Source organism: Amycolatopsis sp. NBC_00345 (assembly GCF_036116635.1).
In the GTDB taxonomy this organism is placed as follows: domain Bacteria; phylum Actinomycetota; class Actinomycetes; order Mycobacteriales; family Pseudonocardiaceae; genus Amycolatopsis.
The window spans coordinates 869927-893486 of record NZ_CP107995.1; the positions used below are offsets into that span (position 1 = coordinate 869927).

18 protein-coding genes are annotated in these 23560 nt (G+C 72.8%); 10 read left to right on the top strand and 8 right to left on the bottom strand.

The genetic code is table 11. From position 1 onward, the window contains the following. The first annotated feature begins 15 nt into the window (after window positions 1-15). The 4 genes from OG943_RS04060 to OG943_RS04075 all read left to right on the top strand — a co-directional run bounded on the left by OG943_RS04060 (window position 16) and on the right by OG943_RS04075 (window position 4126). On the top strand, window positions 16-1206 hold the full coding sequence (locus OG943_RS04060; protein WP_328608307.1) for a sensor histidine kinase: 1191 nt from the start codon (window positions 16-18) through the stop codon (window positions 1204-1206). A 16-nt stretch (window positions 1207-1222) separates the two neighbouring features. After that, complete coding sequence (locus OG943_RS04065) at window positions 1223-1885, top strand: response regulator transcription factor (protein ID WP_328608308.1); 663 nt, start codon at window positions 1223-1225, stop codon at window positions 1883-1885. A gap of 102 nt (window positions 1886-1987) precedes the next feature. Then, entirely contained in the window at window positions 1988-3139 is a 1152-nt protein-coding gene (locus tag OG943_RS04070) for a glycosyltransferase 87 family protein (protein WP_328608309.1), read from the top strand. Between the two features lie 150 nt (window positions 3140-3289). Next, entirely contained in the window at window positions 3290-4126 is an 837-nt protein-coding gene (locus tag OG943_RS04075) for an SAM-dependent methyltransferase (RefSeq protein ID WP_328608310.1), read from the top strand. Window positions 4127-4168: 42 nt separating this feature from the next. Here the strand turns inward: OG943_RS04075 and OG943_RS04080 are convergent, their stop codons facing one another. Both OG943_RS04080 and ftsW read right to left on the bottom strand, forming a co-directional pair. Then, complete coding sequence (locus tag OG943_RS04080) at window positions 4169-4378, bottom strand: hypothetical protein (protein ID WP_328608311.1); 210 nt, start codon at window positions 4376-4378, stop codon at window positions 4169-4171. Between the two features lie 210 nt (window positions 4379-4588). Next, entirely contained in the window at window positions 4589-5914 is a 1326-nt protein-coding gene (gene ftsW, locus OG943_RS04085; RefSeq protein ID WP_442874774.1) for a putative lipid II flippase FtsW, read from the bottom strand. 364 nt (window positions 5915-6278) lie between these two features. Between ftsW and OG943_RS04090 the strand changes: the two genes are divergently transcribed. After that, window positions 6279-10178: a Pls/PosA family non-ribosomal peptide synthetase gene (locus OG943_RS04090; RefSeq protein ID WP_442874686.1), complete on the top strand. Its 3900-nt coding sequence runs from the start codon at window positions 6279-6281 to the stop codon at window positions 10176-10178. Between the two features lie 18 nt (window positions 10179-10196). Here the strand turns inward: OG943_RS04090 and OG943_RS04095 are convergent, their stop codons facing one another. Next, window positions 10197-10355, bottom strand: a complete 159-nt coding sequence (locus OG943_RS04095) for a hypothetical protein (RefSeq protein WP_328608313.1) — start codon at window positions 10353-10355, stop codon at window positions 10197-10199. A 69-nt stretch (window positions 10356-10424) separates the two neighbouring features. Further along, window positions 10425-10925, bottom strand: coding sequence for an STAS domain-containing protein (locus tag OG943_RS04100; protein WP_328608314.1), 501 nt, complete (start codon window positions 10923-10925; stop codon window positions 10425-10427). Between the two features lie 239 nt (window positions 10926-11164). Here OG943_RS04100 and OG943_RS04105 point away from each other — a divergent pair, with 239 nt between their 5' ends. After that, window positions 11165-11584, top strand: a complete 420-nt coding sequence (locus OG943_RS04105) for a hypothetical protein (protein ID WP_328608315.1) — start codon at window positions 11165-11167, stop codon at window positions 11582-11584. 4 nt (window positions 11585-11588) lie between these two features. Here OG943_RS04105 and OG943_RS04110 read toward each other — a convergent pair whose 3' ends face one another. Next, window positions 11589-12248 (bottom strand): DUF998 domain-containing protein, encoded by a 660-nt coding sequence (locus OG943_RS04110; protein ID WP_328608316.1) that lies wholly within the window; start codon window positions 12246-12248, stop codon window positions 11589-11591. Window positions 12249-12886: 638 nt separating this feature from the next. Next, entirely contained in the window at window positions 12887-13978 is a 1092-nt protein-coding gene (locus OG943_RS04115) for a J domain-containing protein (RefSeq protein ID WP_328608317.1), read from the bottom strand. Window positions 13979-14281: 303 nt separating this feature from the next. Here OG943_RS04115 and OG943_RS04120 point away from each other — a divergent pair, with 303 nt between their 5' ends. Further along, on the top strand, window positions 14282-14923 hold the full coding sequence (locus tag OG943_RS04120) for a TetR/AcrR family transcriptional regulator (RefSeq protein ID WP_328608318.1): 642 nt from the start codon (window positions 14282-14284) through the stop codon (window positions 14921-14923). A 43-nt stretch (window positions 14924-14966) separates the two neighbouring features. Here the strand turns inward: OG943_RS04120 and OG943_RS04125 are convergent, their stop codons facing one another. Further along, window positions 14967-16121: an ROK family transcriptional regulator gene (locus tag OG943_RS04125; protein WP_328608319.1), complete on the bottom strand. Its 1155-nt coding sequence runs from the start codon at window positions 16119-16121 to the stop codon at window positions 14967-14969. 790 nt (window positions 16122-16911) lie between these two features. Between OG943_RS04125 and OG943_RS04130 the strand changes: the two genes are divergently transcribed. Genes OG943_RS04130 through OG943_RS04140 form a run of 3 tightly spaced genes read left to right on the top strand, consistent with a single transcriptional unit; the run spans window position 16912 to window position 22159 of the window. After that, window positions 16912-18363, top strand: a complete 1452-nt coding sequence (locus OG943_RS04130) for an APC family permease (protein ID WP_328608320.1) — start codon at window positions 16912-16914, stop codon at window positions 18361-18363. Beyond that, window positions 18360-21266: a glycosyl hydrolase 2 galactose-binding domain-containing protein gene (locus OG943_RS04135; protein WP_328608321.1), complete on the top strand. Its 2907-nt coding sequence runs from the start codon at window positions 18360-18362 to the stop codon at window positions 21264-21266. The genes OG943_RS04130 and OG943_RS04135 overlap by 4 nt, the downstream gene beginning before the upstream one ends. Continuing rightward, on the top strand, window positions 21263-22159 hold the full coding sequence (locus tag OG943_RS04140; protein WP_328608322.1) for an ROK family protein: 897 nt from the start codon (window positions 21263-21265) through the stop codon (window positions 22157-22159). Before OG943_RS04135 ends, OG943_RS04140 begins: the two co-directional genes overlap by 4 nt. Before the next feature lie 153 nt (window positions 22160-22312). Here the strand turns inward: OG943_RS04140 and OG943_RS04145 are convergent, their stop codons facing one another. Next, window positions 22313-23311 (bottom strand): LacI family DNA-binding transcriptional regulator, encoded by a 999-nt coding sequence (locus OG943_RS04145; protein WP_328608323.1) that lies wholly within the window; start codon window positions 23309-23311, stop codon window positions 22313-22315. Between the last annotated feature and the right edge of the window lie 249 nt (window positions 23312-23560).

Below are 23560 nucleotides of genomic sequence, written 5' to 3' on the forward strand. Positions count from 1 at the left end.
GTAGGATTCCCGCCGATGAGGATCACGAGTGCGCCACTGGCCGCCGCGGGGCGCGGGATGGCGAGCGCGCTGTGGCAGGCGGTCGTCGGGGGCAGCCGGCCGGCGGTGGTGCCCGGCAAGGCCCACCGGGTGCTGATCGGGCTGCTCGCCGTCGTGGCCGGGGTGCTCGCGGTTTTCCCCACCGGCGGCGCCGAACCGAGCGCCTTGTTCCTGGCCGTCGCGCTGACCGCGTTCTCCGTGGCGCTCACGTTGGTGCACCCGCTGTGGGCCTGGCGGGTGCTGATCCTCGTGGTCGCCTTCGCGGACCAGCTCTACGGGATCCACGCGCGGTTCGGCTGGCCGTGGACCGGCGGTCTCGCGCTGGCGGCGATCCCGGTGCTCACCGCGGTCGGCCGGAACCACCGGCCGGGCGTGCTGGTGTGGGTGTGGCTGATCTCGGCCGCGGTCAGCGCCCGGCAGGTGAACGCGCGCGGCGAGCTGGTGGCGATCGCCGTGCTGCTGGCGGTGCCGCTGGCGTTCGGCTGGCTGGTTTCGCGGCTGCGCGGCATCGAACGCGACCTGGCGGAAGAGGCCGCGCGCCGGGCGGTGCTGGAGGAGCGCACCCGGATCGCCCGCGAGCTGCACGACGTGGTCGCCCACCACATGTCGGTGCTGGCCATGCGCGCGGACTCCGCGCGGTACCGGTTTCCCGGGCTGGACGACGGGCTGCGCGAGGAGTTCCAGGTCATCCAGGACACGGCCCGGAACGGGATGACCGAGATGCGCCGCCTGCTCGGCCTGCTGCGCGACGGGCAGGCGGCGCCGGAGACCGAGCCCCAGCCCGGCGCCGAGCGGATCGAGGAGCTGGTGGAACGGGTCCGCGCCGCGGGCACCGACGTGCGGTTCGAGCTGCGGGGCGAGTACCGCGACCTGCCCGACGGCGTCGCGCTGTCGGCGTACCGGATCGTCCAGGAAGGGCTCAGCAACGCGGTGCGGCACGCGCCCGGTGCGCCGGTCGAGGTGTTCGTGCACATCGGCTCGGGGGAGCTGCGGCTCACCGTGCAGGACACCGGCGCCGTCACGAGCGTGCCGGAGGAGACGGGCGGCCGGGAGAAGCACGGCCTGCTCGGGATGCGTGAACGGGCGGCGGCGCTGGGCGGTACTTTCACCTCGGGGCGGCGGGACGGCGGCGGGTTCGCGGTCACCGTGACCGTCCCGCTGGACTGAACCGGGGGAGAACACCATGGCCGTGACGGTCGTGATCGCCGACGACCAGACCATGGTCCGGCAGAGCTTTCGCGCGGTGCTGGACGCGCAGCCGGACATCGAGGTGGTCGGCGAGGCGGCCACCGGGACCGAGGCCGTCACCGCGTGCCGCCGGCTGCGGCCGGACCTGGTGCTGATGGACATCCGGATGCCGGAGCTGGACGGGCTGGCCGCCACCCGGCTGATCCTCGGCGACGACCGCGACGCCGGGCCCCGCGTGCTGATGCTGACCACGTTCGACGCCGACGAGTACGTCTACGGCGCGCTCGGCGCGGGCGCCAGCGGGTTCCTGCTGAAGGACTCCCCGCTGGACGACCTGGTCGCCGCGGTGCGGATGGTGGCCGCGGGCAACGCGTTGTTCGCCCCCGCCGTCACCCGCCGGGTGATCGCGGGCTTCGCCGGGCGGCGGCCCCGGACCCAGGACGTCGCCCGGCTGGCGGACCTGACCGCGCGCGAGCTGGAGGTGCTCCGGCTGATCGCGCAGGGACTGTCCAACGTGGACATCGCGAAGGAGCTGGTGATCGCCGAGCAGACCGCCAAGACCCACGTCAGCCGGGTGCTGGGCAAGCTCGGCCTCCGGGACCGCGCGCAGGCGGTCGTGCTGGCCTACGAGGCGAAGCTGGTGGTACCGGGCGAGTGATACCCGGGTAGCACGAACCGCCGGAGACAGTACCGGGGAGGCAGCGGAAGATGGCTCTCCGGCCCGACGACCGGACGGCCGTAACTGCCTAGTTTTTCCCTTGTGGACAAAGGGAAAAAGGTTTCGCTCGTGCTGCTCGCGGTGGTCACCGGGTTGGCCGGGATCGCCGTCCACCACTGGCTGAACGGGATACCGCTCGGCGTGGACAGCGCGGTGTACCGCGCCGGCGCGCTGGCGGTCCTGCGTGGACAGCCGCTCTACGACCCGTTGCTCGCCCTGGACCCGAAGTCCGCGCTCGAACTCCCCTTCACCTACCCGCCGAGCGCCGCGTTGCTGTTCCTGCCCCTGGCCGCGCTCCCGCCGCAGCTGGTGTGGCTGCTGCTCGGGGTGGGCTCGGTGCTCGCCCTGTGGTCGGTGCTGCGCCGGTTCTCCGGGACCACCCCGTTGCTGCTGCTCTGCCTGCTGCCCGTCCTGCAACCCGTGTGGCGCTTGATTTCGCTGGGCCAGGTCAACGCGCTGCTGATGGTCATGGTGGTGGCCGACGCGCTGCCGGTGCGGAGCCGCCGGTACGGCGGGGTGCTGATCGGGCTGGCCGCGGCGGTGAAACTGACCCCGCTGATCTTCATCCCGTACCTCTTCCTGACCGGCCGCCGCGCCGACGGCTGGCGGGCGCTCGCGACTTTCCTCGGTGCGAGCGCGGTCGGGGCGCTGGTCCTGCCCGGCGACTCCGTGCGGTACTGGACCTCGGCCGTGCTGGACAACCGCAACGCCGGATCCGCCACCTGGGCGGACAACCAGTCCCTGCGCGGGGTGCTCGCGCGGTTCGACCTGACCTCGATCGGCTGGTACGCCGCGCTGGCCGCGCTGTGCCTGCTGCTCGGCGCGTTGCTGGTGCGCGAATTCCACCGGCGCGGCGACCCGCGGGCCGCGCTGCTCGTGACGGCGGGGTGCGCGCTGCTGGTGAGCCCGATTTCCTGGACGCACCACTGGATCTGGGTGGTGGCGCTGGCCGGGTACCTCGCGGGCCGGTGGGCCGCGCTGGCCGGCGTCGCGGCGGTGTTCACCGGAATCGCGCTGGCCGTGGTCCCCGAAGGAGCTCGCCGGGAGCTGTCCTGGGGCCCGGTCCAGGTGGTCCTCGGCAACGCCTACGTCCTGGCCGCGCTGGCCGCCGGCGCGGTCCTCGCGGCCCGGCTGCTGATCCGGTCGCCGGACCGCGGCCGGGCCAGCCCGGAGCTGCCCGCGTTGAGGCAGTGACCCCGGCCGGATCCGAGCGCGCGGAACCCCAGGACCGGCCGGCCGGGACTGCGGCATTCGGCTGAAAGGACGGCGGGTCAGCATTCGCCCGGTTGCCTCAGAGGGCTACTCTCGGTACGCCTGCCGCCACGCACTCAGGAGGGTCCTGGAATGCCGTCGAATGATGTTGCCGACCCGAACACCCCGGTCGGCGTGGACCCGAACCGGGCCAGCGTCGCGCGCGTCTACAACTACCTGCTGGGCGGCAAGGACAACTACGAGATCGACCGCAAGACCGGCGACGAGATGGCCGCGGCCATGCCGGACGTCGTCGAGGTGGCCCGCGAGAACCGGATGTTCCTCATCCGCGCGGTGCGGTTCCTGGCCAACCAGACCGGCGTCACCCAGTTCCTCGACTGCGGCTCCGGCCTGCCGACCGCGGAGAACGTGCACCAGGTCGCGCAGCGGATCAACCCGCTGACCAGGGTGATCTACGTCGACAACGACCCCGTGGTCACCGCGCACGGCCGCGCCCTGCTGGAAGAGAACGAGTTCACCCGCTATGTCGAGGGCGACGTCTTCAGCCCGCGCACCATCCTCGACAACGAGACCACGCGCCGCCACCTGGACTGGAACCGGCCCATCGCGCTGTCGTTCGTGGCGACGCTGCACCACCACAAGGGCGAGCGGCACGCGCCGGCCGAGGTCATGCGCGAGTACATCGACGCGCTGCCGTCCGGCTCCTACGTGGTCATCTCGCACCTGCTCGACCCGGAAGAGCCCGCGGACAGCGACGCCGCCCACCAGCTCTCGGACGCCGTCGCCCGCGGCTCGCTCGGCGGCGCGACCTGGCGCACCCAGGCCGAGATCGAGGAGCTGTTCGGCGAGCTGGAGCTGGTGCCGCCGGGCATCGTGCCGCTGTACCAGTGGTGGCCGGACGGCCCGCAGCTCAAGCCCATCGGCGTCGCGCACCGCATCATCGCCGGTGGTATCGCCCGCAAGCCCTGATCCTTCCCACAGCCTGTTCCACTGTGGACAGACGGCCGGGGTTCAGACGAGCCGGCAGGGGATGTCGGTGTTGTCGCCGAGGTGGTACGACGCGCAGACCCGGTGGTAGCCGTCCGCGATCACCAGCGCGCCGGTGCCGAGGACCGGGTGGCTTCCGCCGCGGACCAGCAGGACCGGGGACAGGGCCGTGCCGTGCGCGGCCTTGTGCAGGTCCTTGCGCACATGGGCGTCGGTTTCGGGGAGCAGGGCCAAGCCCCGCTGGCCCGCAGGATGTCCTTGGCCTTGCGGTGGACCGGCTCGGCGGCGCGCAGCGCGTCGACCAAGCGCGTGGCCGCGGGCTCGGGGACGAGCAGGCTCAGGTAGTCCTGGGCCGCGGGGAAGTCGTGCTCGTCGGGCTCGTTCTTCCAGTTCTCCGGCATCGCTGCTCATTTCGGCGGGTGTTCGGTGCGGGCCCGGCCGGTCTCAGGTGCGGGCCGGGCGACGGCGGGGCCGGGCCGGTGCCCGCCGCGGGAGCTCGGGGGCGGGCAGGCGCAGCAGGCTCCCGAGCCGTCCTGGTCCGAGGGTACGGAGTGCCGCCGCGGCCTCGGGCTCGTGACGGGCGGCGTTGGCGAGGATCCCGAACAGCAATGTGGTGACGACCAGCGAAGTGCCGCCGTAGGAGACCAGCGGGAGGGTGACGCCGGTGACCGGGAGCAGGCCCACGACGTAGCCGATGTTGATCGCCGCCTGGGTGGTCAGCAGGACGGTGAGGGTGCCGGTGACGATCCGGATCCACGGGTCCCGGTTGCGCAGGGCGATGCGGAGCCCGACCACCGCGACCGCGGCGAACAGCGCCAGCACGACGGCGCAGCCGACGAACCCCAGCTCCTCCCCGATCAGCGCGAAGATGAAGTCGTTCTGCACGTTCGGCAGGTAGTTCCACTTCGACTGCCCCTGGCCGAGGCCGATGCCGAACAGGCCGCCGTCGGCAAGGGCGTACTGCGCCTGGCGCGCCTGGTAGGCGGCGCCGCTGTAGTCCTGGTCCGGGGAGAGGAACGACAGCACGCGCGCCAGGCGGTACTGCGCGACCAGCGCGAGGACCAGGATGCCGGCGAGGCCGCCGGCCAGCAGGACCGCGAACAGCCGTTTCGGGGCGCCGGCGAACCACAGCAGCGCGAGCACCACCACCGCCAGCGTGATGGTGCCGCTCAGGTTCGGCTGCGCCATCACCAGCGCCACGGTCAGCAGGGCGGCGGGCACGAGCGGGACCAGCAGGTGCCGCCACTGGTGCAGCACGGCGGCCTTCGTGACGAGGATGTGCGCGCCCCACAGGGTGAGCGCCACCTTGGCGATCTCCACCGGCTGCAGGGAAAACGGGCCGAGGACGAACCACCGCTGCGCGCCGTCCGCGCTGGCGCCCAGCGGCGTGAGCACCAGCACGAGGCCCGCGAGGCCGGCCACCATCGCGCTCGAGGCGGCCCGCCGGAGCCGCCGCAGCGGCAGGCGCAGGCCGAGCCAGAAGGTCACCGCGCCGAAGCCGACGAACATCAGCTGCTTCAGGAACTGCGAATAGACCCCGTCACCGGTCGCCGGATTCCCCGAGGACACCGACGAGGCCGACAGCACCATGATCACGCCGAGCAGCACGAGGATCCCGCACAGGGCCAGGATCAAGTGGAACGAAGCCAGCGGCCGCGAAAGCCACGCCGTCAGCGCCGCGGGGATGGCACGGGGCCCGCTTTCGGCGGCCTTCGCGCTTTCCCGGCGGGCCGGGGCCGTTGACGTCCTGGCCGGTGTGTCGAGAACCACGGAACGGCGGTGCTCCCGGCGAATACCGGCCGGACGTGGAATGGGCACGGGCCGACGTTAGACGAATGTTCCTGAGTAGACGCTGAGTGAAGCCCGGGTGTGCCTATCGGCCGGGTAAAAACGCGCATGTCTGCGGAGTGTGTCATGCTGCCCCGCGTTCATCCCATGGGTGAAGTGGCCGGTGTGCGTCGCATCACGCAACCGGAATGGCAGTGAAGCGTCTCTCGAACGTTCTTGCTCCGATAGTCCTTTTTCCGCTTGGTCAAAGGATTATCGGCGCTGCGGTCGGGTGATCCCCGAAAGGTCCGGTGCTACCGTCGGGTGGCCGGTCCCCGGGTGGAATTTATTCAAGGGAAGGTAATCCGTGTCGGTTGAAGAGCGGGAAAGAAGGCTGGATACCGCACCTGCCGTTTTTGTGGCGGAAAGCGGTTCGGCGGTCTATTCCGGTGTCGAACCGGCGCCGCCCCGGACCCTGCTGAGCGTGCTGGGCGAATCAGTTTCCCGGTACCCCGACGCGCCCGCACTGGACGATGGTGAACAACAGTTGTCCTACGCGGGACTGGATCGTGAAGTCCGCCGGCGGGCGGCCGTGCTGCGCGACGCGGGAGTGCGGGCGGGCGACCGGGTCGGGGTGCGGGTCCCGTCCGGCACCGCCGAGCTGTACGTCGGCATCCTCGCGGTGCTGGCCGCCGGAGCGGCGTACGTCCCGGTCGACGCCGACGATCCCGACGAGCGCGCCGAGCTGGTCTGGCGCGAAGCGCGCGTCTACGCGGTGATCGGTGCCGGCGAGAAGGTCGAACTGCGCCCCGGCAACCAGCCCGGTGGCTGCGGCGGCACGCCGAGCCCGGAGGACGACGCGTGGATCATCTTCACCTCCGGGTCCACCGGCCGGCCGAAGGGCGTCGCGGTGACCCACCGGTCGGCGGCCGCGTTCGTCGACGCCGAGGCCCGGCTGTTCCTGCGGTCCGCCCCGATCGGCCCCGGCGACCGGGTGCTCGCCGGGCTGTCCGTCGCGTTCGACGCCTCGTGCGAGGAAATGTGGCTGGCCTGGCGAAACGGGGCCTGCCTGGTCCCGGCGCCACGCTCGCTGGTGCGCACCGGGGCGGACCTCGGCCCGTGGCTGCGGCAGCGCGGCATCACCGTGGTGTCGACCGTGCCGACCCTGGCCGCGATGTGGCCGGTGGACGACCTCGCCGCGGTCCGGCTGGTGATCCTCGGCGGCGAGGCCTGCCCGCCCGAGGTGGTGCGGCGGTTCGACGACGGCGTGCGCGAGGTGTGGAACACCTACGGGCCCACCGAAGCCACCGTCGTCGCCTGCGCCGCCCGGCTGCGCGCCGGTGAGCCGGTCGGCATCGGGCTGCCGCTGGACGGCTGGCGGCTGGCCGTGGTCGACGCGGCCGGGCTGCCCGTGCGCTGGGGCGAGACCGGCGAGCTGGTGATCGGCGGCGCGGGGCTGGGCCGTTACCTCGACGCGGTCAAGGACACCGAGAAGTTCGTGCCCCTGCCCGCGCTCGGCTGGAAGCGCGGCTACCGCAGTGGCGACCTCGTCCGCGCGCTGCCGGACGGGCTGGTGTTCGTCGGCCGCGCCGACGACCAGGTCAAGCTCGGCGGCCGCCGGATCGAACTCGGCGAGATCGAGGCGGCGCTGCTGGAGCTGCCCTCGGTCGCCGCCGCGACCGCGGCTGTCCGGCGGACGGCCGGCGGGATCGACGTCCTGGTCGGCTACCTCGTCCCGGTCGGCGCCGGGTTCGACCAGGCCGAGGCCACCCGCCTGCTGCGCGACCGGCTACCGGCCGCGCTGGTGCCTCGGCTGGCGGTGCTGGCGGACCTGCCCACCCGGTCCTCGGGCAAGGTGGACCGGGACGCGCTGCCGTGGCCGTTGCCCCGGGCGCGCGAGGCGGCCGTCCCCACGGACCTCGACCGCGACACCGTCCGGCTGCTCGCCGTCTGGAGCGAACTGCTCGGCGTCGAAGCCGGCCCGGACGACGACTTCTTCGACCTCGGCGGGACCAGCCTCGCCGCCGCGCGGCTCGTTTCCGTGCTGCGTGAGCACCATCCCGGGATCTCGGTGGCCGACGTCTACCGCCATCCCACCCCGGCCCGGCTGTCCGCCGTGCTGGGGGCCGGGCCTGCCACCGAGGCCGAGCCGGCCCGCACGTTCGACCGGACGCCGCGGTACTCCGGCTGGGTCCAGTGCGCGATCCAGCTCGTCCTGCTCGGGTTCGGCGGCGTGCGGTGGCTGCTGATGATCGCCCTGATCGGCAACCTGCTGCCGCTGGTCGTCGCGGAGTCGTGGCTGCCGACGATGTCGTGGTGGGCGCTGGTACCCGCGTGGCTGGTGCTGTTCAGCCCGGCCGGCCGGATGCTGATCTCCGCGTTCGGCGCGCGGGCGCTGCGGGGCCGGATCCGGCCGGGGGAGTACCGCCGCGGCGGGCGGACCCATCTGCGGCTCTGGGCCGCCGAACGGTTCGCCGCGTCGTTCGGCCCGGCCGCGATCACCGGCACTCCGCTGGCAGCCCGTTACGCGCGGCTGCTCGGCTGCTCCGTCGGTTCGGGCACGGATCTGCACGCGCCGCCGCCGGTGAGCGGGCTGGCCACGTTCGGCGACGGCTGCGCGGTCGAGCCGGAGGCCGACCTGGCCGGGTGGTGGCTCGACGGCGACGTGCTGCACGTCGGGGAAATCCGCATCGGTGACCGGGCCCGCGTCGGCGCGCGCAGCACCCTGCTGCCCGGCGCCGCGCTCGGTGCGGACGCCGAACTGCTGCCCGGCAGCTGCCTCGGCGGCGTCGTGCCGGACGGCGCCACCTGGGGCGGCTCTCCCGCGGCCCCACAGCAGCGCGCGGCCGACCACAGCTGGCCGGCCGCTCCGCCCGCGCGTTCACGGGGATGGGCGGCGCTGTACCTGGCCAGCGGCGCGATGCGGGGACTGCTGCTCGGCGCCGCCGCGGTCCCGCCCGCGGTGCTCGCGATCCTGGTCCTCCCGCCGCAGACGACCCTGGTCACCGCCATGGTGACCATGCTCTGGTGGATGCCGCTGATGGTCCTCGCCGGACTACTCGGCTACGCGCTGCTCGTGCTGGCACTGACCCGGCTCGCCGGCGCCGCGATCAAGCCGGGTGTGCACCCGGTGCACAGCCGCGCCGGCTGGGCCGCCTGGCTCGTGCACGACCTGATGGACATGGCGCGCAAGAGCCTCTTTCCCTTCTACGCCAGCCTGTTCACCCCGGTCTGGCTGCGTTGTCTCGGCGCGCGCGTCGGCCGTTCGGTCGAGGCGTCCACGGTGCTGGCGCTGCCCGGGATGCTGCGGGTGGCGGACTCGGCGTTCCTCGCCGACGACGTGCTGGCCGCGCCGTACGAGCTGCGCGGCGGCTGGCTGCGCGTCGGGCCGGCCGAGGTCGGCGCCCGCGCGTTCGTCGGGAACTCGGGCATCGTCGGGCCCGGCCGGTCCGTCGGCCAGGGCGCGCTGATCGGGGTGCTGTCCGACACCCCGGAGGAGGTGCCGGACGGCAGTTCGTGGCTGGGCCGGCCGCCGATGCGGCTGCGGCGCGAGGCCGAGATCCCCGACCCGGCGCGGACTTTCGCCCCGCGTAAGGCTTTGCGCGTCGCGAGGGCCGCCGTCGAGCTGGGCCGGATCATTCCGCTGATCGTGGCCGGGCTGCTGGGCACCGCGACGTTCGTCGCGTTCGACTACGTCTACGAAGCCGCCGGCTTCTGGCTCGCCGCCGCGGCGGGCGGCCTGGTGCTGACCGTCGCCGGCCTCGTCGCCGGTCTGATCACCACCGCCGCGAAGTGGTTGCTGGTGGGGCGTTTCCGCGCCGGGCGGCATCCACTGTGGAGCTCCTTCGTGTGGCGCAACGAGCTGTTCGACACGTTCGTCGAGATGCTCGCGGTGCCGTCGCTGGTCCAGCCGTTCTCCGGCACGCCGGTGCTGAACTGGTGGCTGCGCAGCATGGGCGCGCGGATCGGCCGCGGGGTCTGGTGCGAGAGCCACTGGCTGCCCGAGCCGGACCTGGTCACCGTCGGCGCGGGGGTGAGCGTGAACCGCGGCTGCGTGCTCCAGACCCACCTGTTCCACGACCGCGTCATGCGCCTGGAACCGGTGACCCTGGACCGTGACGCGACCCTCGGGCCGCGCACCATCGTGCTGCCGGGCAGCCGCGTCGGCCCCGCGGCCACGATCGGTGCCGGCTCACTGGTGATGGCCGCGGAATCCGTGCCCGGGCACAGCCGGTGGCAGGGCGCGCCCATCGTGGCGAAGCAGTAGGTTTCGCCCGCCCAGGCGTCAGCTCTGGGAGGGAGCGGCCCCTTCGGCGGGCGGGGTCTCCTCCTGCTCGTCCGGCAGCGCTTCCTTGGCCGCGGCCTTGGCCTCGCTGATGTGGTGGCTGATCTCGTCCAGTTCACGTTCCGCGTCCCGGATCCGCCGGTCCTGGTCCCCTGCCATGAGCACGCCCCTGACGTCGATGCTGCGTCTCCCGCCGGATAGCCGCTGGGCTCCCGGCGCAAACCGCCGCTATCCGGGGAGGATCAGCGCGGCGGGGGCGTGGCCGGCCTCCCGGGCGGGAGCGGCGACGGCGGCGGCCCGTGAGGAGTGGATGACCAGGCGCTCGTGCACCCGGGTGATCTGCAGCGGGCGCCAGGTCGCGCGGGTCGTGGCGACCAGCCGCAGGTCGGTGCGCGACGCCGCGGCCCGGTGCCCGTCCAGCAGCACCGTGAGCCCGGCGGAGTTCAGGAACCGGACCGCGGACAGGTCCACCACGAGCCGCCGCGGCCCCTGGGCCAGGGCCGACTCGATCGCTTCCCGCACGGTGGGCGCGGTGTGCAGGTCGAGGTCACCGTCCAGGACGAGGACCATCGTCCGGCCGTGCCACTCGGTGGTGATCTTCAAGGTCGTGATCGCCGTGACCGTCGAGGTCGGCGGTCTGGCCCGGCCCCGGGCCGGCGGAATGGCCACCACTCCGGCGGGCGGCTGCGGGCGGCGGAAACGACGGGGGTCGAGGGTGCCGAGTTTCATCACGGTCGGGCTCCTGCTCTGCCGACCGCGACCCGGGCCGCGGGAACCTGCGGCCCGGGACCGGAGGCGGCCTCGGAATGACGTTGATCGTCGCGAGGGCAAGGGCTGGGCGCTCCGGCGCTGTCGGACCGCAGTCTACTGTGACGGCAGCCCGCCCGACCCGTCCTCGAGCGGTGTCGCACCCGATGGCGGACGTGGTGGTTCCGCGCCGGGTCGTCCGGTCTGGTTAAGCTGGCGCCATGGGCGATGGGGTTGAGACGGCGACGGCGGCGCGCTGGGCCGAAGTGGTCAGCTACGTGCGGTTGCGCTACGAGGTCCTCGAAGAGGTCGACGGCTGGGTGCGCTTCCGGCTCGACACCCAGGGCGGCCGTACCCAGCAGGTCACCGTGCACCTGGTGCCGGACCTCGACGGGACGGCGTGGGCCGAGATCTCCTCGCCGGTCGGCTGGGCCGACCGCATCGACCTGCGCCGGCTGCTGGAGCTGGTGGGCTCGTCGAACGTCGGCGGGGCCGCCGTGGTGGACGGGATCGCGCTGGTCAAGCACACCGTGCCGCTCGGCGCGCTGGACCTGGAGCTCGAGTTCGAACGGCCGCTGCTGTCGATCGTGACCCGCGCGGACGCGCTGGAGCAGCAGCTCGCCCAGGCCGACGCGTTCTGAGCGGCTAGACGCGCGCCGGGGTGAGCTGACGCGCGGGCGCCACCAGCGCCGCCAGCGCGACGAGTTCGGTGAGCGCCATGCCGCGTTCGACGAGGCCGAGCGGGATGAGCTGCCACCAGCGTTCGTCGGTGATCGCGGCGACGCCGACGGCGCCGAGGATGATCCCGAACCAGCCGAGGGACAGCGCGGCGAGTAACCGGACGGCGAAGCGCCTTCGGGGTGAATGCGGGAACGTCGTGCGCGCGGCGAGCAGGACGGCCAGCGGCAGGCAGACGAACGCGACGACGCTGGCGGCGCGGTGGAGGGTGCCGCCCGCGCCCGATCCGGCGGCCGCGGCCCAGTCGGTCTTGGGGAACGCGACGATGACAAGCAGCCCGATCGTCCACAGCCCGCCGAAGATCGCGGAGACGACGGGCAGCCGCTGTTGCAGGCGCAGGACCGCGAGACTGACGGCGGAGCCGACGGCCACGAGGACCACGGCGAGGTCGAAGACCCACTTGTTGTCGCTGAGCCCGTACTCGCTGATCGTGCGGCTGGTGACGCTGATCTGGTCCGTCGGCGGCACCAGCCCGAGCACAAGGACCAGCAGGGCCCCGACGGCGAGCGCGATGATGCCGCCGATCGCGAGGAGAGCGGGCCGGCGGTCCGGGGCGAGGGCGGTCATACACCGAGATTAGCCAAGCCGGGTTCGGGTCGGTGTGAGCGGAAGATCGGCGTGACCGGGAGATGGTTGCCTGGGGCTGGTCACGGGGAGTTGGTGCGGGAGAGGGTTCTCGCCGGGGACTGGTCGCGGGGAGTTGTTTCGCCGGGAGGCGTATCGCCGGGGGCTGGTCGCGAGGAGCCGTCACCGGGAGCTGCCCCGCAGGGGAGGCGCCTCGCCGGGAACTGGTCACCGGGAGATGTTCCGCCGGGAAGCGCATCGTCTGGGACCGGTCGCGAGGAGCCGTCGCGGGGGGAGCTGTTCCGCCGGGGAGGCCCGTCGCCGGGAACTGATCAGGAGGAGCCGTCACCGGAACCGGGGCGCGGGGCCGGTTGTTGTCGCCTTGGCCGGAGCCGGAGCCGGAGCCGGAGCCGGAGCCGGAGCCGGGCGCGGGCCTGGTCGTCGCTGCCCCGGCCGGGGCAGCGACGTTGCGGCGGGCGCGGTGCCCGCTGTTCCGTCGGGGAGGTCCATCGGAGGCCAGTCGCCGGAACTGGTCGCGAGGAGCCGTCGCGGGGGAGCTGTTCCACAGGGGAGGCCCGTCGCCGGAACTGGTCGTGAGGAAGCCCCTTACCGGGCACCGTTCCGCCCGGCCGCACCGCCGCTCAGGCCGCCCGGCCGCTCCCGACCACCTGGCCACGGACGGCGCGCAGCGCGTGGTGATCCACAGTGGACGGTTCGGCGGAGAGCCAGCCGCCGATCTCGTGCAGGAACTGCTCCGGGGTCATCGGCGGGCCGGGCTCGCCGTCCGGGTCGGCGGTGGTGATCTCGCCTTCGCGGCTGGGGTACACGATCATCGCGCCGCGCAGGGCGACGCCGGGCAGCAGTTCGCGGTAGGCGTCGAGGCTCTCGGCCAGCCGGCTGCCGCCGCCGCGGAAGGCGCGGCCGTTGCGCAGCAGGCGGCCGTCTTCCGTGGTCTCGTAGTGGCCGGGCAGCCAGAGCTTCGATTCGACGAGCACCAGGCGCTTGCCGCACAGCACGGCGTGGTCGACGTCGGCGAACACCGAGCCCGGCCAGGACAGGCCGTGGAAGATGCGGGCGCCGGGGAGCCGGGTGAGGTAGCGCTCGAGCAGGTCGGCGGTGAGCCGCTCCGCCAGCTCGTCGGCCTCGACGCCCGGGTGGCCGAACACCGGGGTGCCGCCGAACTCCTCGGCGAACTCGGCGCGGGCCTTGCGCGCCGCGAGATAGCCCTGCGCGAGGCGCTGCACCAGCAGCGCGGTGCCCGCGGTGAGCAGCAGCCAGACGATGAGCACCGGCGGCGTGAAGTCCACCCCGGTGAGCAGCGGCAGCAGCACGAGCACCATGCCGGTGACCGCCGCGACCACGGGCGTGTGCCCCGGCCCGCGGCGCCGGCCGTGCCGCATGCGCGTGTCCTCGCCGGCGAACACCCACCAGTCGAGGTCCTCGGGCGCCAGGTCCAGCGGCTCCGGCACGAAGCCGGGCTCCTCGCTGAACCGCCGCCGCCTCGGCCGCGCCACCGGGCGCGTGCGCACGGCGGGGATCCCCGCGTTGTACCCGGCGCGACGGGCCGGGTCACTCAGCGTGTCGTAGGCCTCGCGGAGCAGCTGGAACGTGCCGACGGTGCCCCCGGCGTCGGGGTGCAGCGTCTTGGCGAGCCGGCGGTAGGCCGCCTTGACCTCCGCGGGCGAGGCCGTCTTCCCCACGCCGAGCACCGCGTAGTAGTCGACTTCGGGCACGTCGCGTTCCACCTCCGGATGGCTGGCGCGGCAACACTATGGGGTCCCCGATCGGCGCCGCCAACCGCCTCCGCGGCGCGCCGGGGTGAATCGATTCTCCAGCTGCCGCCCCGTCGGGCCTGTCCGGGGAACGCGCCGGTACGCCGAGTGCGCGGTGACCACAGTGGACAGTGGTGGATGGGTCCGTTCCGGTGTATCGGTCCGGCGTCGGCGGTGACTGTCGGTGGTTACCTGTCGCTCGATCGGGTTCCGCTCGGCTTTCTGGGCCGCGGGAGGCGGGATCGGCCCAGCAGACTCGGGACCGTGCGGAAACTCAAGGCCGCCCGTCGTCCGGAGATCGTCGGGGCGGCGGTGGAGCTGGCCGGGGAGCGTGGCCCGGCCGCGGTGTCGATGCGCGCGGTCGCGGCCCGGCTGGGCCTCACGCCGATGGCGTTGTACGGCTATTTCCGCAGCAAGGACGACCTGCTCGACGCCGTCGCCTGCCACCTGATGGGCCTGCTGCCCGAGCCGGGCGCGGACCTCCCGCCGCTGGAGCGGCTGCGGCGCCTCGCCGGGGGACTGCGGACCGTCGCGCGTGCGCACCCGGCGCTGGCGGGCTTGCTGTTCACCACCGGCGCGGCTGCGGCCGACGAGGCGCTGGTGATCACCGACCGCTGGTATGCGGCGCTGCTCGATGCCGGTGTGCCGGCCGCGGACGTGCCCCGTCTGGAGCGGCTGCTGACCACGTTCGTGGCGGGTTTTGTGCTGTCCGAGGTCGAGGGGCGGTTCGCCGCGGCCCGCCGTGCCGCGCGGTCGCGCCGGGCCCGGTTCGCCCCGGCCGACCTGCCCGGCCACCACCGCCTCGGCGACCGGCTCGACCCGGACGTCGCCTGGGACACCGAATTCGACGAAGACCTGGCCGCCCTGCTGGGCCTCGTCGAGGCGGCGGCGCTGCGGGACTCGTGAGTGTTTATGACGGTTCTAACCGTCATAAACACTCACGAGTCTTTCAGGCCCGGCGCGGCTCGCGGCGGTCGAACACCAGCTCGCGGGCCGTGCCCAGCGCGGTGGTGATCGCGCCGGCCAGCACGGCCTCCGAGCCCAGCTGCCCGGCGATGATCTCCGCGGTGATCGGCGTCGTCGCGGCGAGGGCGCGGCGCATCGGCTCGGCGAGCAGGTCCGCGTTGCCGCCGATGCCGCCGCCCAGGACGATCAAGCCGGGGTCGAGCACGGCCGTCACCGCGGCCACCGCGTGGGCCAGGTGCACGGCCTCCGCCTCGACCACGCGCAGGGCCAGCGGATCGCCTTCGCGGGCGAGGCGGAAGACGTCCTTGGCCGTGCGGGCCTTGCGCACGCCCAGCTCGCGGGCCAGCGCGACGACGGCGTGGGCCGCCGCGGCGTCCTCCATCGGGCCCGGCCGCTTGGCCCGGGTGCCGCCGGAGCCCACCGGCAGGTCCGCGATCTCGCCGGCCGCGCCGTGGGCGCCGCGGAACAGCCTGCCGTCCACCAGCACGCCCATCCCGATACCGGTGCCGACGGTCAGGCACACGAGCACGTCGACCCCCAGCGCCGCGCCGAGCGCGTGCTCGCCGACGGCGCACAGGTTCGCGTCGTTCTCCACCACCAGCTCCGAGCCGTGCGCGCACAGCTCGTCCGCCAGCTCGTGCAGCAGGCCCCGGCGCTCCCAGCCGGGCAGGTTCGGGGCGCGGTGCACGGTGCCGGTGCGCGCGTCCGGGATGCCCGGCGTGCCGACGACCGTGGCGACGACGTCCCCGGGCGCCAGCCCGGCCGCCGCCACCGCCCGCGCGACCGCCCCGCTGACCGTCCGCACGAGCGCGCCGGCCGAACGGCAGCGGTTCGGCTCGTCGAGCCGCGCGACGATGCTGCCGTCGAGATCCGCGACGGCCACCCGGATCGACCGCCGCCCGATGTCCACCGCGGCCACATGCCCCGCCTCGGGCGCGGCCCGGTACACCACGGCCGCGCGCCCCGGCCCGGACAGGCTGTGCCCGGCCGCCCGGACGAGCCCGCACTGCTCCAGATCGAGCAACGCCTGCCCCACCGTGGGCTTCGACAACCCGGTCTCCCCGGCGATCTGCGGCCGGGTCGCGGGACCCTGGTCGCGTAACCGTTGCAGCACCAGGCGCTGGTTCAGCGCCCGCATGCTCGCGGGCGTCCCGACTTGCGGGCCGGGCCCGATCGACCGGGGCTCGGCGGACAACCGGGACTGGGGTGACGGCCGGGCCTGGAGTGACGACAGGGCTGTGGGGGAGTGCTGGGGCTCGGGGCCGGGCCCGGCTTGCGCTGGGGAGGAGCCGAGTCCGGCTTGGGGGCCGAGCCTGGCCTGCGCGTCGTGTCCGGCCTGTGGGCCGTGTCCGGCTTGCGCGGGGGAGATGTTGGGCCCGGCTTGCGCGCCGAGCCTGGTTTGAGAGCCGAGCCCGGCTTGTGCGCCGGGCCCGCCTCGCGCAGTGGAGGGGCCGGGTCCTGCTGGTCCTCCGTGCTCGGCTCGCGTGCCGTGTCCGGCTTGCTCGCCGATCCTGGCCTGCGGCCCGTGTCCCGCTTGCGCGCCGAGCCCGTTTTGCCGCCCCCGCCCCGTTTCCGCCGCCGGTATCGATCGCGGCCCCCGCGCCGCACCCCTTCCTTGCGCCTCACCGCCCGAGCCGCCGCCCGCAGCTCCCACTCCCGAACCCGCCGGCCCGCGCGCCCTACGCCGCCCTGACGCCCCACCGCTCGCACCGCCCGCACCGCCACGGCCCGCCGTTTCCGCGCCCAGGCGCGACACTGGTTCCCGTGTCACCTCCGCCACCTGCGGCTCGTCCCCTCGTGCGCCGTCCGCTGTCACGCTTTCCCCGTCCTCGCCATGCTCGTGTTTCCACAACTTTACGAACGGATCCCTTCCCGCCCCGTACATCTTATGTTAAGAAGCTTTACTAACTATCGGATGGAGGCACGACGTGAGCTCACCCACCCGTTCGGGGGGCCCGGGGGCGGCGGACCTTTCGCCCACCGGCCTCGAACGCAAGATCGGGCCGCTCCAGGCGACGGCGATCAACATGACGCAGATGTGCGGGATCGGCCCGTTCGTCACCATCCCCGCGATGGTCGCGACGATGGGCGGCCCGCAGGCGATGTTCGGCTGGATCATCGGCGCGATCATCGCCCTCGCCGACGGTCTCGTGTGGGCCGAGCTCGGCGCCGCGCTGCCCGGCGCCGGCGGCACGTACGTCTACCTCCGCGAAGCGTTCCAGTACCGGACCGGGCGGATGATGCCGTTCCTGTTCGCGTGGAGCGCGGTGCTGTTCATCCCGCTGATCATGTCCACCGGCATCATCGGCCTCGTCCAGTACCTCGGCTACCTGATCCCCGGCGTGACCGGCGACGGCGGCACCACCCCGCTCGGCAAGGTCATCGGCATCGCCATCGTCCTGGTGATCGTGCTCGCGCTGTTCCGCCGCATCGGCCAGATCAGCAAGCTCACCACCGGGCTGTTCGTGATCATGCTGTTCGCCGTGCTGACCGTGATCATCGCGGCGTTCTCGCACTTCAGCGGCGCGCAGGCGTTCGCCTTCACCCCCGGCGCGTTCGGCTCGGGCGGCGCGTTCTGGGGCGGCCTCGGCGCCGGCCTGATCATCGCCATCTACGACTACCTCGGCTACAACACCTCGGCCTACCTCGGCGGCGAGGTGCGCAACCCCGGCCGGACGTTGCCGCGCTCGATCATCTTCTCCATCCTCGGCATCATGTCGCTGTACTTCCTGCTGCAGGTGGGCGTGCTCGGCTCGATCCCGCTGGAGGAGCTGAAGAGCGCGACGTCGGTCGCCTCCAGCGTGCTGGAGCAGGCGTGGGGCACGGTCACCGCGAAGGTGATCACCGTCTTCATCGTCATCGCGGCCATCGGCTCGGTGTTCGCCGGCCTGCTCGGCGGCTCGCGCGTGCCGTTCGAAGCCGCGCGAGACAAGGTGTTCCTGCCGATCTTCGCCAAGCTGCACCCGCGGCTGAACCTGCCCACCGCGGGCGTGATCACCATGGGCGTGATCACCGCGATCGGCTCGTTGTTCACGCTGACCGACGTCATCAACGCCGCCGTCACGGTGCTCGTGATCATCCAGTCGCTCGCGCAGGTCGCCGCGATCTGGGTGCTGCGCCGCCGTCAGCCGCGGCTCGAACGGCCGTACCGGCAGTGGCTCTACCCGATCCCGACGATCATCGCGCTCATCGGCTGGGTGTATATCTTCGTTTCCGCCACTTGGCTCTCGATTTTCCTGACCATCGCGTGGATCGTGCTCGGTGTCGTCGCCTTCCTGATCTACGCGGCGGCCGAGAAGACGTGGCCGTTCGGGCCGAAGGACATCCGTGAGGCGTTCGCTTCGGCGGACACCACGAACACCGAAGGGGCTCAGGCATGAGGAAACCGCCCATGGCCAGGATCGCCGCGGCCGCCGCGCTGATCCTGGTGCCCGGGGTGCTGAGCGTGGCCACCCCGGCCTCGGCGCAGGTGACGCCGCAGGCCACCGCCCGGCCGCACGGGCTGTCCACGATCGGCCTGGCCGGCTGGCAGGTGCTCACCACCGCGAGCGTCAAGGACGGCGGGGCCAAGGTGTCCGCCCCCGGCTACTCCACCGCGGGCTGGCTGCCGGTGAAGCCGGACGACGCCGGCGCGCCCGGCACCGAGATCAACGCGCTGGTGCAGAACGGCAAGTGCCCGGACGTCTTCTACTCCGACAACCTGCGCAAGTGCTTCGGCTCCGTCAGCAAGCTCGGGCCCGTGGTGACGAAGCCGTTCTCCGACCCGTGGTGGTACCGCACGGACTTCGACCCGTCGTTCACCGCGGGCAAGGCCGCGAAGCTGACCATTCCCGGCATCGTCGGCGAGGGCGACGTCTGGGTCAACGGCACGCTGGTGGCGGGCAAGGACGTGGTGAGCGGCGCGTTCGCCGGGCACACCTTCGACGTCTCGAAGCTGCTGAAGCCGGGCAAGAACAGCCTGGCGATCAAGGTCTACCCGAACGACCCGACGAAGATGTACACCCTCGACGAGGCCGACTGGAGCCAGATCCCGCCGGACAACAACACCGGCCTCCAGTACCCGCCGACGCTGCAGCTGTCCGACGCGCTCACCGGCGACAACGCCCACGTGGTGCAGGACAACGCGGCCGACCTGTCGACGTCCTCGCTCACGGTGAAGGTGGACGTCACGAACACCGCGGCCACCGCGCAGACCGGTCACGTCGCGGCCACCGTCACCCCGCCCGCGGGCGGGGGCGCGCCGATCGTGGCCGAGCAGTCCGTCACGGTTCCCTCGCACGGCAAGCAGACCGTGACGTTCACGCCGGCGAAGTTCCCGCAGCTGAAGATCCGCAAGCCGCAGGTGTGGTGGCCGTACTCGATGGGCGCGCAGCCCCTGTACACCCTGGGCACGGCGGTCTCCGAAGGCGGCGTGCTGTCCACGTCGTCGTCGGACACCTTCGGCATCCGCACGGTGACCTCGAAGCTGATCGGCAAGTCCGCCCCGCTGCCCGACGGCGCGCGCAAGTTCGCCGTCAACGGCAAGGACTTCGTGTTCCGCGGCGGCGGCTTCGCGCCGGACCTGTTCCTGCACTACGACAAGGCCGACACCGCGCACCAGCTCGCGCTGATCAAGAACATGGGCCTGTCCGGCGTCCGGCTCGAGGGCCACGACATGCCGCAGGACTTCTACGACCAGGCCGACCGCGCCGGGCTGCTGGTGCTCGGCGGCTTCATGTGCTGTGACGCCTGGCAGCCCGAGGACGTCTCGAAGCTGACCGAGCGCGACTACACGATCATGCACGACTCGGCCTACTCGATCGGCCAGCGCGAGCGCAGCCACCCGAGCGTCATCGTCTACGGCTGGAGCGACAACGCGCCGGTCGCGCGTCAGGAGACCGAGAGCCTGAAAGCCTTCAAGGACGCGGACTTCCAGGTCCCGATCATCGCTTCGGCGGAGTACAAGAGCACGCCGACGCTGGGCAGCTCGGGGGAGAAGGAGGGGCCGTACGACTGGGTCCCGCCGTCCTATTGGTACGACACCTCGCACTTCGACAGCGACGACTCCAGCCGTACCAACGCGGGCGGTTCGTGGGGCTTCGCCAGCGAGCAGAGCGCCGGGCACACCGTGCCGACGCTGGATTCGATCAAGCGGTTCCTCTCGCCGACGGAGCAGGCGAAGCTGTGGCAGGACCCGGCGTACAACCAGTACCACGCCAACTTCGAGCCCGACCACGGCGGCTACGCGTTCGGCACGCTGTACACATTGGACAACTCCATCACCCACCGGTACTGCCAGTGGGACTCGCTGGAGTCCTATGTGGAGTCCGCGCAGATCGCGAACTACGAGAACACCCGCTCGCAGTTCGAGTCCTTCCTGGCGCACTCCACGGACAAGAAGAACCCGTCGACCGGCGTCGTCTACTGGCAGCTGAACAAGGGCTGGCCGACGCTGCTCTGGTCGCTGTACAACGACGACGGCGACCAGCCGGGCGCGTTCTACGGCGCGAAGAAGGCCAACAAGCCGTTGCACGCGCTCTACGGCTACGACACCGGCACGGTGACCGTCGACAACCTCGGCGCCACCACGCAGTCCGGGCTTTCGGTGCAGGCGAAGGTCTACGACACCGCGGGCAAGGTGCTCGACGACCAGACCGCGAAGAACGTCTCGCTCGGCAGCCAGGGCGTGCTGACCGGCCTGCTGAAGCCGAAGGTGCCGGCCGAGACGAAGGCGCCGGCCAAGGCGCAGGTGTACTTCGTCGAGCTGCAGGTCAGCCAGGGCGGCAAGGTCGTCGACCGCAACGTCTACTGGATGTCCACGCAGAAGGACGTCGTCGACTGGGGCAAGACCCTGGGCCAGCCGCAGGCGACGCTGAGCCAGTACAGCGACCTCACGGCGCTGCAGGACCTGCCGAAGTCGCAGATCGGCGTGCAGGCCACGACGAAGGCCGCGCCCGGTCCGGACGGGGCCGACACCGCCACCACGGTCACGGTGACCAACACGTCGAAGACCCCGGCCGTCGGGTTCTTCCTGCGGGCCGACGTCCGCCGGGGCACGCCGGACGGGCACGAGGCCGCCGGTGACAACCAGCTGGCCGCGGCGACCTGGGACGACAACGACATCACGTTGTGGCCCGGGCAGTCGCAGACGCTGACCGTCAGCTACCGGGCGGCGGACCTGCACGGCGCGGCGCCGGTGATCAGCGTCGACGGGTTCAACACCGGCCGCGTCGTGGTGCCCGCCGGTAGGCACGGCGGTGGTCATGCGGCCGTCCCGCCGCGGATCGAGGGGACCCGCGAGTGAGGTCCGAAGAACTGGTCCTCGGCATCGATTTCGGCGGCACGAAGGTGGCGCTGGGCCTCGCCGGCCGTGACGGCACCCTGCTGGCCACGCGCCGGCTGGACACCGACGCGGCGGCGGGGGCCGAGCAGGTGGTGACGCGCGCGCTCGCCGAGGCCAGGTCCCTGGTCGCGGACGAGCACGCGTCGCCCGGCTCGGTCGGCGTCGTCAGCCCCGGGATCGTGCTGCCGGACCGCATCCTCCTCGCGCCGAACGTGCCGGGGTGGGAGCGGCTGCACCTGAAGGAGCTGGTGGCCGCCGAGTTCCCGGACGTGCCGGTCGCGGTCGGCACGGACGCGAAGGCGGCGGCGCTGGCGGAGTGGAAGTGGGGCGCGCTCGCCGGGGCCGACCCGGCGGTGTTCCTCTCGCTGGGCACCGGCATCGCGGCGGCGGTGCTGGTCGGCGGCCGGCTGCTGACCGGTGCCAACGGGGCCGCGGGCGAGATCGGCTACAACCTGCTCGCCCCACCGGACACCGACGGTTTCGCCAGCGGAGCGGCGCCGCTGGAGGAAGCCGTGGGCGGGCGTGGGCTGGGCAGCCGGGCGAGCGCGCTGCTCGGCCGCCCGGTCACCGCCGGCGAGCTGTTCGCGCTGGCCCGGGAGAACACCCAGGCCAAGGAGCTGGTCACGGCGGCGCTCGACGAGCTGTCCATGCACGTGGCCAACCTGGCGATCGCGTTCGACCCGCAGCGCGTCGCGGTGGGCGGCGGGCTGGTCCGCTCGGCCGACGTGCTGCTGCCCGCCCTGCGCGACCGCCTGGCCGCGGCCGTGCCGTTCCCGCCCGAGCTGGTGTCGGCGCGGTTCGACCAGGACGCCTCCCTGCTGGGCGCCGTCGCGCTCGCGCTGGGGGAGGGCTGACCCCTGCGGATGCCCTGAAGGCCACCATGAGGGCGGATACGACCCTGAAGGTGGCCTTCAGGGACCTCCGGCGGGGGACTGGCCCTCGCCCGGGTTGTCCGTCAAGGCCTCCTTACCCGCGTGCTACGCGGGTAAGGAGGCCTTGACGGCCTTTCACGCCAGGCGGACGCGGGTCGATTCGCGGACCACGAGTTCCGGGGTGAAGACGACCTGCCGCCGCTGCGGCGGCTCGTCGCCGGTTTCGGCGAGCAGGAGGCTCGCGGCGGTGCGGCCGAGGCGCAGCGCGGGCTGGCGCACGGACGTCAGCGGGACCGCCGCCGCGCCCGCGAACTCGATGTCGTCGTAGCCGACGATCGCCATCTCGGCCGGGACGCGGATGCCCGCGCCGACCATCGCCTGCAGGACGCCGAGGGCGAGCAGGTCGTTGGCGCAGAACACGGCCGTCGGGCGGGGGCTCATGCCGAGCAGGCGCGCGCCGGCGTCGCGGCCGGACGTGACGTCCAGGCCGATCGCCTCCAGCACGGACAGCTCGGCGCCGGATCCGGCCAGCCCGGAGCGCAGGCCGAGGTCGCGGTCGCGGCACTGGGTGAGCAGCATCGGGCCGTTGACGAACGCGATCCGCCGGTGCCCGGTCTCCAGCAGGTGCCGCGCCGCGAGCTCACCGCCGGCGACGTCGTCCACCGACACCGAGCTGGCGTCCTCCGCGGGCACCTTGCGGTCCACGAACACGTACGGGATCCCGCTGCGCCGGAACGCCTGCATCGCGTCGCCGGCGGTGTCGACCGGGCTCAGCAGCACCCCGCGGACCCGCTGCTCGGCGAGCATCGCGAGGTACGACGCCTCGGTCTCCACCCGCTGGCCGCTGTTGCAGGTGATGATGTTGAGGCCCTCGTCGTGCGCGGCCTCCTCGGCGCCGCGGGCGACGTCGACGAAAAACGGGTTGCCGAGGTCCAGCACCAGCAGCGCCATGATCCGGCTGCGGCCCGCGCGCAGCTGCCGCGCGGACTCGTCGCGGACGTAGCCCAGCTCCTGGATCACCGACAGCACGCGGTTGCGCGTGGCGGTGGCGACCACGTGCGGGCGGTTGACCACATTGGACACCGTGCCGATCGAGACGCCGGCCTGCCTGGCCACGTCCTTGATGCCGACCACGGCCCTCCCTCAAGTCTTCGAGAACTCAAGGCCAGCGTAACACGCATATGAAACGTTTCAGAGGTCAGGGTTCCCGGCGCGTCGACCAGGATTCCGCGGGGCGGGCGGGCCCGGAAGGCGAGTCCCCGCGACGGCGGCTTCCCGACGGTAGCTGAAACGATCCGGCATAGCCAGCCGGACTCGGCGTGGTGCGGCTGGGGGTTGATTCCCCGTCCACGGACTGGTTACGCTCGCTCAGCCCGGTGATTG

Coding starts and splice junctions, on each gene's coding strand:
- OG943_RS04135 (WP_328608321.1), top strand. CDS start 18,360: ATGAGGAAACCGCCCATGGCCAGGATCGCCGCGGCCGCCGCGCTGATC.
- OG943_RS04095 (WP_328608313.1), bottom strand. CDS start 10,355: ATGGCAGGGGACCAGGACCGGCGGATCCGGGACGCGGAACGTGAACTG.
- OG943_RS04100 (WP_328608314.1), bottom strand. CDS start 10,925: ATGAAACTCGGCACCCTCGACCCCCGTCGTTTCCGCCGCCCGCAGCCG.
- OG943_RS04125 (WP_328608319.1), bottom strand. CDS start 16,121: ATGCGGGCGCTGAACCAGCGCCTGGTGCTGCAACGGTTACGCGACCAG.
- OG943_RS04075 (WP_328608310.1), top strand. CDS start 3,290: ATGCCGTCGAATGATGTTGCCGACCCGAACACCCCGGTCGGCGTGGAC.
- OG943_RS04110 (WP_328608316.1), bottom strand. CDS start 12,248: ATGACCGCCCTCGCCCCGGACCGCCGGCCCGCTCTCCTCGCGATCGGC.
- OG943_RS04065 (WP_328608308.1), top strand. CDS start 1,223: ATGGCCGTGACGGTCGTGATCGCCGACGACCAGACCATGGTCCGGCAG.
- OG943_RS04060 (WP_328608307.1), top strand. CDS start 16: ATGAGGATCACGAGTGCGCCACTGGCCGCCGCGGGGCGCGGGATGGCG.
- OG943_RS04105 (WP_328608315.1), top strand. CDS start 11,165: ATGGGCGATGGGGTTGAGACGGCGACGGCGGCGCGCTGGGCCGAAGTG.